Here is a 2448-nt window from a genome sequence, read left to right as displayed (position 1 = left end):
CCGACCGACCTCGACGTCGCGCAGGGCGAGTTCCTGACGCTGCTGGGCCCGAGCGGCTCGGGCAAGACCACGCTGCTGAGCCTCATCGCGGGGCTTGCACAGGCGGACGGCGGCTCGATCCGCATCAACGGCGTCGACGTCACCGACGGCGCGCCGTATGACCGTGACATCGGCATGGTGTTTCAGAACTACGCGCTGTTTCCGCACATGACGGTGGCGGAGAACATCGCGTTCCCGTTGCAGATGCGCAAGGTGGATTCGGCCAGTGCGAAGAAGCGCGTCGCCGAGGCGCTGGAGATGGTGCATCTGCCGCATGTGGCGGGGCGCTATCCGCGTGAACTCTCGGGCGGGCAGCAGCAGCGTATCGCGCTGGCGCGCTGCATGGTGTACCGGCCGTCGATCATCCTGATGGACGAGCCGCTCGGCGCACTCGACAAGAAGCTGCGCGATCACATGCAACTGGAGATCAAGCGCATTCACCGGGATCTGGGCACCACGATCATCTACGTGACGCACGATCAGGAAGAAGCGATGACGATGTCGGATCGCATCTGCCTGATGGATGCGGGCAAGATCGCGCAACTGGGCACGCCTGCTGATCTCTATTTTCGTCCGAAGAATGTGTTCGTGGCGGATTTCCTTGGTGAATCGAATCTGCTCGATGCACAGGTGACGTCGCGTGAAGGCGATCAGGTGCGCCTCGCGATGCAAGGCATCGACAAAGGCAGCGCGATGGTCTACGACGCGCAGGTGCAATCGGGCAAGCCGGTGAAGCTGATGCTGCGTCCGCAGAACCTGCGGGTGAATGGTCACAACGATTCAAGCGCCGAAACGATGTCCGCCAAGCTCACCGACATCATGGTGACCGGCGGCATGACCAAGCTGTACATGCAGCGCCAGCAGCAGAACGCGGAAGCGGCTGAACTGATTGCGTCGTTCCCGACCGACCGGCTCGGGGCGCGCTATGAGATCGGCCAGACGCTGACGCTGTCGTGGTCGCCTGCTGATGCCGTCGCCATCGCGGGGTGAGCCGATGAACCCTCCCGCCATGACCGCGCAAAACGATCGCGCCGCACCGCGCAAGGCACGCAACCCGCGCCTGAGCCGCAAGCTGCGCGTGGCCGCGATGGCCGCACCCGTGATCGTGCTGCTCACGGTGTTCCTGATCTATCCGGTCGGACAATTGCTGCTGCTGAGTATTCACAATCAGAGCGGCTTCACGATGGCCGAGTACAAGCGGCTGTTCGCCTCATCGGTGTATGTGGAAGTGCTGTGGGTGACGATGAAGATATCGTTGCTCACGACCTTCTTCTCGGTGCTGGTGGGCTATCCGGTCGCGTACCTGATTTCGGCGGCCACGCGCGAGCGCAAGAACCGGTTGCTGTACTGGGTGCTGCTGTCGTTCTGGACGAGTTTTCTGGTGCGTACCTTCGCCTGGGTCGTGCTGCTCGGGCGTAATGGCGTGCTCAACTGGGTGCTGAAACACCTCGGCCTGGTCGATTCACCGCTCGGTCTGCTGTACAACCTGCCGGCGGTGATCGTGGGCATGACGCACGCGCTGATGCCGATTGCGATCATGACGATGCTCTCGGTGATGGAGAACATCGACCGGCGTCTGCCGAGCGCGGCATCGACACTGGGCGCACGTCCGGGCATGGCGTTCTGGAAGGTGTATTTCCCGCTGTCGTTGCCGGGCGTGTTCGCGTCGGCGTTGATGGTGTTCGTGACGGCAATCGGCTTCTTCATCACGCCGACGCTGCTGGGCGGACGTCACGAGACGATGATTACGCAGTTGATCATCGATCAGGTGTTGCAGGCGTTGAACTGGGGCTTCGCAGGTGCGATCTCGGTGTTGCTGCTGGCGGTAGTGCTGGTGGTGTTCGTGGTGTATGACCGGATGGTGGGTCTCTCGACGATGACCGGTGGCAGTAGCGCGGCTCGTGGCCCGCAGAAGAGCGATGGTGTTCTGCATAGACTGGGCAACGCACTGCTCACGCTGCTGGCGAACGCAACCGACGCCCTGATCGCCTTGCTTCCAAAGCGCAAGAAACGCGCAGGCGACGGCAACGGCATGACGCTGCGCACGGTGGTCACGCTGATTCTGGTGTTCCTGAGCGCGCCTGCGTTCCTGATGATCCCGCTGTCGTTCGATTCCGCCTCGGGCCTCGCCTGGCCGCCACATGGCGTATCACTGCAGTGGTACCAACAGGTGATGGACTCGCCGCTGTGGATGCAGGCCGCGACCCGTTCGCTGGTGGTAGGCGTGGGCACGGGCGTGCTGTCGATGGCAATCGGCACGCCTGCTGCCTTCCTGCTGGTGCGCGGCGGCTTGCGCTGGAATGCAACGATGCTCGCGTTCGTGCTGGCGCCGATCGTGGTGCCGCGCATGATCCTGGCGGTGGGCGTGTTCTATTTCTTCGCGAAGATCGGTCTGGTGGGTTCGTCGCT

The 2448-nt window shown here is 62.9% G+C and carries 2 protein-coding genes; both read left to right on the top strand.

Features of this window, described 5'->3' with window-relative positions; all coding sequences use genetic code 11:
• Positions 1–1029 (top strand): ABC transporter ATP-binding protein (locus QCE63_RS35435; RefSeq protein WP_309839917.1); only part of this gene is annotated, 1029 nt, incomplete at its 5' end.
• A gap of 19 nt (positions 1030–1048) precedes the next feature.
• Positions 1049–2448 (top strand): ABC transporter permease subunit (locus tag QCE63_RS35430; RefSeq protein ID WP_404990248.1); only part of this gene is annotated, 1400 nt, incomplete at its 3' end.

Origin of the sequence: Caballeronia sp. LZ065 (genome assembly GCF_031450975.1) — a bacterium.
In the GTDB taxonomy this organism is placed as follows: domain Bacteria; phylum Pseudomonadota; class Gammaproteobacteria; order Burkholderiales; family Burkholderiaceae; genus Caballeronia.
Note: the sequence above shows the minus strand (reverse complement) of the source record. Positions and strands in the feature narration are given on the sequence as shown.